The 7,523-nt window shown below is 58.8% G+C and carries 8 protein-coding genes; 3 read left to right on the top strand and 5 right to left on the bottom strand.

The genetic code is table 11. From position 1 onward, the window contains the following. Nucleotides 1–182 precede the first annotated feature (182 nt). From ALO64_RS20505 to ALO64_RS20485, 5 genes are all read right to left on the bottom strand, one after another. Nucleotides 183–1,523, bottom strand: coding sequence for a hemolysin family protein (locus tag ALO64_RS20505; RefSeq protein ID WP_044345416.1), 1,341 nt, complete (start codon nt 1,521–1,523; stop codon nt 183–185). 98 nt (nt 1,524–1,621) lie between these two features. Further along, nucleotides 1,622–2,944, bottom strand: coding sequence for a phosphate regulon sensor histidine kinase PhoR (phoR, locus tag ALO64_RS20500; protein WP_002555883.1), 1,323 nt, complete (start codon nt 2,942–2,944; stop codon nt 1,622–1,624). A 50-nt stretch (nt 2,945–2,994) separates the two neighbouring features. After that, nucleotides 2,995–3,684 (bottom strand): phosphate regulon transcriptional regulator PhoB, encoded by a 690-nt coding sequence (gene phoB, locus ALO64_RS20495; protein WP_044345415.1) that lies wholly within the window; start codon nt 3,682–3,684, stop codon nt 2,995–2,997. Nucleotides 3,685–3,852: 168 nt separating this feature from the next. Further along, nucleotides 3,853–4,743: a 4-hydroxybenzoate octaprenyltransferase gene (gene ubiA / locus ALO64_RS20490; RefSeq protein WP_005734987.1), complete on the bottom strand. Its 891-nt coding sequence runs from the start codon at nt 4,741–4,743 to the stop codon at nt 3,853–3,855. Further along, nucleotides 4,743–5,303, bottom strand: a complete 561-nt coding sequence (locus ALO64_RS20485) for a chorismate--pyruvate lyase family protein (protein WP_044345414.1) — start codon at nt 5,301–5,303, stop codon at nt 4,743–4,745. The genes ubiA and ALO64_RS20485 overlap by 1 nt, the downstream gene beginning before the upstream one ends. A gap of 186 nt (nt 5,304–5,489) precedes the next feature. Between ALO64_RS20485 and ALO64_RS20480 the strand changes: the two genes are divergently transcribed. The 3 genes from ALO64_RS20480 to ALO64_RS20470 all read left to right on the top strand — a co-directional run bounded on the left by ALO64_RS20480 (nt 5,490) and on the right by ALO64_RS20470 (nt 7,309). Further along, nucleotides 5,490–5,657 carry a rubredoxin gene (locus tag ALO64_RS20480; protein WP_002555879.1) on the top strand — a complete coding sequence of 56 codons (168 nt, stop codon included), beginning with the start codon at nt 5,490–5,492 and terminating at the stop codon, nt 5,655–5,657. Between the two features lie 37 nt (nt 5,658–5,694). Continuing rightward, nucleotides 5,695–6,843, top strand: coding sequence for an NAD(P)/FAD-dependent oxidoreductase (locus ALO64_RS20475; protein WP_044345412.1), 1,149 nt, complete (start codon nt 5,695–5,697; stop codon nt 6,841–6,843). 190 nt (nt 6,844–7,033) lie between these two features. Further along, nucleotides 7,034–7,309: an HU family DNA-binding protein gene (locus ALO64_RS20470; RefSeq protein WP_044345410.1), complete on the top strand. Its 276-nt coding sequence runs from the start codon at nt 7,034–7,036 to the stop codon at nt 7,307–7,309. The last annotated feature ends 214 nt before the right edge of the window (nt 7,310–7,523 follow it).

The following is a 7,523-nucleotide window of genomic DNA, read 5'->3' as shown; positions in this document are numbered from 1 at the left end:
GTGCCCATGCTCCGCGTGGGTATGCAGTTCTGGACGCTCTGCGTCCGCTTTTGAGTATGCGGCGTGGCGCAGATTTGTGACGCGGAGCGTCACCCAAGGCATTCCCACGCTGGAGCGTGAGGAACGATAGGCGTCCGGTAGAACACCTTGCGTCCGCTCATGAACGGGTGGAACTGATAGGGTCAGTCCAGCTTCAGCACCTTGGCGAGTACGATTTTCGGGCCTTTCATCTTCTTGATGATGATGCGCAGGCCTTCGACTTCCATTTGCTCTTCTTCTTCCGGCACGCGCTTGAGTGTGTCGTAGATCAGACCGGCCAGTGTCTCGGCTTCGATGTGGTCCAGATCGATGCCCAGCAGACGCTCGATCTTGAACAACGGCGTATCGCCCCGTACCAGCAGTTTGCCCGGCTGATACGCGAGAATGCCGCGCTCCACCTTGCGATGTTCGTCCTGGATGTCGCCCACCAGCACTTCAAGCACGTCCTCCATGGTCAGGTAGCCGACGATCTTGCCGTCGGCTTCCTCGACCACGGCAAAGTGCGCGCCGCCCTTGCGGAACTGCTCCAGCAGCTGCGAAAGCGGCATATGTCGCGAAACACGCTCCAGCGGGCGGGTCAGTTCAGCCAGGTTGAACGACTCCGGGATGTGGTCCAGCGCCGCCAGTTCCAGCAGCAGGTCCTTGATGTGCAGCAGGCCGACAAACTCGCCACGTTCAGCGTCATACAGCGGATAACGGCTGAATTTGTGGCGGCGGAACAAGGCGAGGATTTCCTTGAGCGGCGCATTGAAGTCCAGCGACACCATGTCTTCGCGGGAGTTGGCCCAGTCGACCACTTCCAGCTCGCCCATTTCGACAGCAGACGCCAGCACGCGCATGCCCTGATCGCTGGGGTCCTGGCCACGGCTGGAATGCAGAATCAGCTTCAGCTCATCGCGGCTGTAGCTGTGTTCGTGATGCGGACCGGGTTCACCCTGGCCTGCAATGCGCAAAATGGCGTTGGCGCTGGTGTTGAGCAGGTAGATCGCCGGGTACATCAACCAATAGAAGAAGTACAACGGGGCCGCTGTCCACAGCGACAGCAATTCCGGTTTGCGGATCGCCCAGGATTTGGGGGCCAGCTCGCCGATGACAATGTGCAGGTAGGAAATGATGAAGAACGCAGTGAAAAATGACACGCCCTTGATCAGCTCCGGAGTATCGACGCCCAGCGCTGCGAGTAACGGCTCCAGCAGATGCGCGAACGCCGGTTCACCGACCCAGCCCAGGCCCAGGGAGGCGAGGGTGATACCCAGCTGGCAGGCTGAAAGGTAGGCATCCAGCTGGCCGTGTACCTTGCGCAGAATGTGCCCGCGCCAGCCGTTCTTGTCGGCAATGGCTTCAACCTTGGTCGAGCGCAGTTTGACCATGGCGAATTCTGCCGCAACGAAAAAGCCGTTGAGCAGGACCAGGAACAAAGCAAAAAGAATCATGCCGAAATCGGCGAAGAGTGAAGACAGGTTGAAACTAGGGGAAGGGTCCATGATGGGGTTTTGCAGGGTCCGTATTAACAGAAGAGGGTAATGTCACGCCAGAGAAGACGCTATGAGCCCGGCAATGTAGCGGCTCAAGGCGCGATTGCCTAGTAGTCTGAATCGTCGTGTACGGGTTTGGACAGTTGGCCGCTGGCAAAGTGACAGGTAAAAACACTGCCCTTGCCGGGAACACTGTTGATTTCAAGGTTGCCGCGATGGCGCAGCAGCACATGTTTGACGATGGCCAGACCGAGCCCTGTACCACCGGTATTCGACGCGCGGCTGGTATCGACCCGGTAGAAACGTTCAGTCAGGCGCGGCAGGTGTTTGGTCTCGATGCCGATCCCCGAATCCTGCACGCTCAGGTGCGCGCCCCGCTCGTCGGCCCACCAGCGGATACGGATGACGCCTTCTGCCGGGGTGTACTTGACGGCATTGAAAATCAGGTTGGAAAAAGCGCTGCGCAGCTCGCTTTCGCTGCCCTTGAGGCGCATATCGCTTTCCAGGCTCAGGTGGATCTGCTGGTTCTTGCTGCCCGACAACGCATTGGCATCGGCGGTGATGGTTTTGAGCAAGGTACTGACCATTACCGGATGATTGTCCGATGGGTAATCGGTAGCCTCGAGCTTGGCCAGCAGCAGCAAGTCGTTGAGCAGCGTCTGCATGCGCCCGCCTTGCTGATGCATCTGTTGCAGCGCCCGCACCCAGCGCGGATTGACCTCGTCCACGTTATCGAGCAGGGTTTCCAGATAACCGAATATCACCGTCAGTGGCGTGCGCAACTCATGAGACACGTTGGCGACGAAGTCTTTGCGCATCTGCTCCAGCTGGTGGATGCGCGTCACATCGCGCACCAGCATCAGGTGCTCATTGTTGCCGTAACGGGTAATCAACAACTGAATGCGCAAGCGATCATTGGTCGGTGAGGGAATCTCCAGCGGCTCGCTGTAGTCGCCCAGCGCAAAGTACTCTTTGAAGCGCGGATGCCGGACCAGGTTGGTCACGGGCTGACCACTGTCCTGCGGCGTCTTTAAACCCAGCAGGGTTTCAGCGGCACGGTTCCACCACTCCAGGTTGCCGTCGCTGTCGAGCATGATTACGGCATCGCGCAGGGCGGCGGTGGATTCCTGTACCCGGTCGATGACCGCCTGGAGGCGTCCGCGGACACGCTGATCACGGCGTTGCAGGTGATAGATGCTGTCGAACACTTCGCCCCACAGACCATAACCGTCCGGAGGCGGCTCGTCAGCCTTGTGACTGCTCAGCCAGTCATGCAGGCGCAGCAGTTGTTTGAGGGTCCAGGCCAGATACAGGCCCAGTCCGGTGGCCAGGCTCCAGCCATACTGTCCACTGATCAGGCCGGCCAACAGGCAGGCGGTGACCAGCAACAACATGTGGCGTATCAAGGTGCCGTGCCAATTTTGATTCAATTAAGGGTAAATCCTTGTCTGGTCACTGCCCTGCGTCGACGCAACGCCTGTCAGCTCTTTGTCGAGAAGCGATAGCCAGTGCCGCGCACGGTTTGTACCAGATTTTCATACGCATCGCCCAAGGCCTTGCGCAGGCGGCGGATGTGCACATCAACCGTACGCTCTTCGACGTAGACGTTGCCGCCCCAGACCTGATCCAGCAACTGGCCACGGGTGTAGGCGCGCTCCTGGTGGGTCATGAAAAATTGCAGCAGACGGTATTCGGTGGGGCCCATTTCAGCCAGTTTGCCGTCGATGGTGACGCGGTGGCTGATCGGGTCGAGCAGCAGACCGCCGACTTCGATAGGTGCTTCGCCATCAGTCGGGCCGGCACGACGCAGCACGGCCTTGAGACGTGCCACCAGCTCGCGGGGCGAGAAGGGCTTGGTGATGTAATCGTCGGCGCCCACTTCCAGGCCCTGGATCTTGTTGTCCTCTTCACCCTTGGCGGTGAGCATGATGATCGGGATGTCCCCGGTCAGTTCATCACGCTTGAGGCGCCGGGCCAGTTCGATGCCGGATGTGCCAGGCAGCATCCAGTCGAGCAAAATCAGGTCAGGTTTGCGGTCGACGATAATCGCATGGGCCTGCTGAGAGTTTTCGGCTTCAATACAGTCGTATCCAGCCATTTCCAACGCAACGGCGATCATTTCACGAATAGGCGCTTCGTCGTCAACGATCAGGATGCTCCTGCCAGCCATGCTCGAACCTCTTGTCATTTAACTGTCTTGGGGCGCATTAGATAACGGAATTATTGCAGTCGTGTGACAGGTGTGGTTGAGGCTAGCACGCCGACAGGTTTCGGGAGGTCGGCGGGCCTCGCGATCCTGCATTTATTTCAGTCGGAAAGAGGCTGGCGGTGGCTGTTTTCAGCGCACCGCATAGTCGGCGACGATACCTAAAAATATCGCCAGCCCGGCCCAGTGGTTGTGCAAAAAAGCCTTGAAGCAGGCGTCCCGCTCGCGCTGCCGGGTGCTCCAGAATTCCCAGGCAAAGCATCCTGCTGCTGCCAGCAGGCCTATGTAGAAGCACGCACCCAATTCAAAACGCGCGCCGGCCAGCATCAGGCAACCCAGCGCCAGACCTTGCAGGGTCAGGATGATCACCCGGTCGGCATCGCCGAACAGTACGGCAGTGGATTTCACGCCGATTTTCAGGTCATCGTCACGATCGACCATTGCGTAATAGGTGTCGTAGCCAACGGTCCATAGCAGGTTGGCGATGTACAGCAGCCAGGCCGCAGCTGGCAGGTCGCCGGTTTCTGCGGTAAATGCCATCGGCATGCCCCACGAAAACGCAGCACCCAGCACCACTTGCGGGTAATAGGTGTAGCGCTTCATGAATGGATAGCAGGCAGCCAGCGCCAGACCGCCGAACGACAGCCAGATGGTTGTCGCATTGGTAAACAGCACCAGCACAAAGCTCAGGCCGACCAGCACCGCAAACAGCACCAGCGCTTCCCGTGAGCTGACTTTGCCGCTGACCAGAGGACGCTGCTCGGTGCGTTTGACGTGGCCATCCACCTTGCGGTCGGCGAAGTCATTGATCACGCAGCCTGCCGCGCGCATCAGAAATACGCCGACCACGAAGATGAACACTGTCTTCAGCGACGGAGAGCCCTTGCCCGCAATCCAGACCGCCCACAGGGTTGGCCACAGCAGCAGGTAAATGCCTATGGGCTTGTCGATACGTGTCAGCTGGATAAAGTCCCAGGCGCGGGGGCTAAGACGATTGAGGGATTTGAGAAGGGACAGGTACATCAGACAGGGTCCTTGTCATGGATCGTATTGCACAGAGCGGGCAGGAACACTTCGGCGACCAGCACGCTCAACGCACCACGACTGAATCGCGAGCGGCGTGCCCATAGTCCGCGAGCTGCAACAGCGTCAGGCAGCCAGGCTTCAGGGTAATGACACACTTCAAGGGTGCCGCGCGCGAACGCAGGGTCGCTGAACAGCAACTCACCCAGCGAGCGAGTGCCCAGCTCATCCATATTCAGGCCACCGTCCTGCAAAGCGCTGCGGGCGGCTACACTGCGAGCGAATACCCAGTTGCTGTCATTACCGCACAAGTACACCTCGCGCACCCAGCCTTCGCTGGCAAGTGGCAGGCCCAGCGCCAGACACTCATCACGGCGCAAAGCCTGCCAGCCTTCGAATTGCGGAAATACGCTGAAACCACCGTCAGACAAACGGTCCAGCCGGTGTGTGAGGGAGTCCTGATTGAACAACCAGTCGAGCATTATCGGTTCGGGCGCATCGATCAATTGCTCGCGCTTGAGCCAGATCGGGCTAATGAATGCGGGGGATTGCTGGGTCACGGTAAGCCAGTTCCGGCAGCCAACGAGGCCGCGAGCTTAGCATGATTGCATGCCCCGACCGACCGCCGGTAGTACGTCAGGTTATAGAATCAGACTTGCATCCGGGCCTGCCGATCAGTACAACGCCCGTTCAGACGGCAATCGACCGTCACACGCTATTTAGCCTGATAAACGAGAGAACCGAACATGAAGAAGTGGCAATGCATCGTCTGTGGCCTGATCTATAACGAAGCCGACGGCTGGCCGGATGACGGGATTGCGCCTGGTACGCTCTGGCAGGATGTGCCGGAAGACTGGCTGTGCCCGGATTGCGGTGTGGGCAAAATGGACTTTGAGATGATCGAAATCGGCTGATAGCAGCCAGCAGAAAAATAATGAATAGGGAAGAACAATGAGCGCACCTGTGGTCATCATCGGCACCGGCCTTGCGGGTTACAACCTCGCCCGAGAGTTTCGCAAACTGGACGCAGACACGCCGCTGCTATCGATCACGGCCGATGATGGCCGGTCCTATTCCAAACCGATGCTTTCCACCGGCTTTGGCAAAAACAAGGAAGCCGACGGGTTGAGCATGGCCGAGCCTGGCGCGATGGCTGATCAGCTCAAGGCTGAAGTCCGCACGCATACGCGGATCAGCGGGATCGACCCGGGTCACAAGCGTCTGTGGATCGGTGAAGAAGCGGTTCACTACCGCGATCTGGTGCTGGCCTGGGGGGCTGAAACCATCCGCGTACCGGTGGAAGGTGATGCAGGCGATGCGATTTTCCCGATCAACGACCTTCAGGACTACGCCCGTTTTCGAGCGGCTGCGGCGGGAAAGCGTCGGGTTCTGATTCTCGGCGCAGGGCTCATTGGCTGTGAATTCGCCAACGACCTGATTCTGGGCGGCTATGAAGTGGATCTGGTGGCGCCGTGCGAGCAGGTCATGCCAACCCTGTTACCACCTGCCGCTGCGGCTGCGGTAAAGACCGGCCTTGAAAGCCTGGGTGCGCGTTTCCACCTGGGCCCGGTGCTGACCCGCCTGAATCGCAGTGGTGACGGCCTGCAAGCACATTTGTCGGACGGGCAGTTGATTGACTGCGACCTGGTGGTTTCGGCCATTGGTCTGCGCCCACGTATTGATCTGGCCGCTGCCGCGGGCTTGCAGACGGGGCGCGGTATTCTGGTGGATCGCCAGTTGCAGACCTCCCACGCCAACATCCATGCGTTGGGTGACTGCGCTGAAGTCGATGGCCTCAACCTGCTCTATGTCATGCCGTTGATGAGCTGCGCTCGGGCGTTGGCCCAGACGCTGGCCGGAACGCCAACGGCCGTAAAATATGGCCCCATGCCGATCACAGTAAAGACGCCAGCCTGCCCGCTGGTGGTTTCGCCGCCACCGCGTGGCACCGACGGCCGCTGGAGTATCGAAGGGCAGGGGGCTGATATCAAGGCGCTGTGTCATGACGCAGATGGCAACCTGCTGGGCTATGCGCTGACCGGTGCGGCAGTTATGGAAAAACTCGCACTGAACAAGGTTTTGCCTGCGTTATTGGCATAATTTCGCGTCATTTTGTCGGATAGGCCACGTATTTTTGCCAATAAACCCCGCCTGCGCACTGGCGCGGGCTGGTTCGGCATGCCATCCTCGGTCTTGTCTGCCGCTACGTAGAGCCGTCGCGGCGCCTTGTTGCCGTTTTTTACAAAGCGGCGCGGGACATAAAAACAAAAAACCGTAAAAGAGGCTTCATATGCGTAAACCAGAAGTTGCAGCCGCCATTGCTGAAAAGGCGGATCTCACCAAAGAACAATCCAATCGTGTTCTCAATGCCATCCTTGAAGAGATTACTGGCGCACTGCACCGTAAGGACAGTGTCACGCTGGTAGGCTTCGGTACTTTTCTGCAACGCCATCGCGGTGCCCGGACTGGCAAGAACCCACAGACCCGGGAGCCGGTTAAAATCAAGGCAAGCAACACAGTGGCCTTCAAACCGGGGAAAGCCCTGAAAGACAGCGTCAACCCTTGACACCCTGTTGTGCGCCTCGGCGGGAGGCGGGCAACTCACAGGCGGGCACACCACTCAGACTGGTTGCCCGCTTTTTGTTTGTGTCGTTTGTGCCGCCGATCACTTGTCGAAGCTCTTCGTGAGAATTGTCCTACTCAATTTCGTATGAATGCCTTCTCAAACCCCGGCTTTGCCTGACTTTTTCTTATTGCTGATTCCCTTAGAGGGTGTAGAC

This window comes from Pseudomonas meliae (assembly GCF_001400515.1).
Taxonomy (GTDB): domain Bacteria; phylum Pseudomonadota; class Gammaproteobacteria; order Pseudomonadales; family Pseudomonadaceae; genus Aquipseudomonas; species Aquipseudomonas amygdali.
This window is presented reverse-complemented; position numbering and strand designations above follow the sequence as displayed.

What these genes read in the sequence shown, in the direction of transcription:
- ALO64_RS20475 (WP_044345412.1), top strand. Translation starts at nt 5,695, where the DNA reads ATGAGCGCACCTGTGGTCATCATCGGCACCGGCCTTGCGGGTTACAAC.
- phoB (WP_044345415.1), bottom strand. Translation starts at nt 3,684, where the DNA reads ATGGCTGGCAGGAGCATCCTGATCGTTGACGACGAAGCGCCTATTCGT.
- ubiA (WP_005734987.1), bottom strand. Translation starts at nt 4,743, where the DNA reads ATGTACCTGTCCCTTCTCAAATCCCTCAATCGTCTTAGCCCCCGCGCC.
- ALO64_RS20470 (WP_044345410.1), top strand. Translation starts at nt 7,034, where the DNA reads ATGCGTAAACCAGAAGTTGCAGCCGCCATTGCTGAAAAGGCGGATCTC.
- ALO64_RS20505 (WP_044345416.1), bottom strand. Translation starts at nt 1,523, where the DNA reads ATGGACCCTTCCCCTAGTTTCAACCTGTCTTCACTCTTCGCCGATTTC.
- ALO64_RS20480 (WP_002555879.1), top strand. Translation starts at nt 5,490, where the DNA reads ATGAAGAAGTGGCAATGCATCGTCTGTGGCCTGATCTATAACGAAGCC.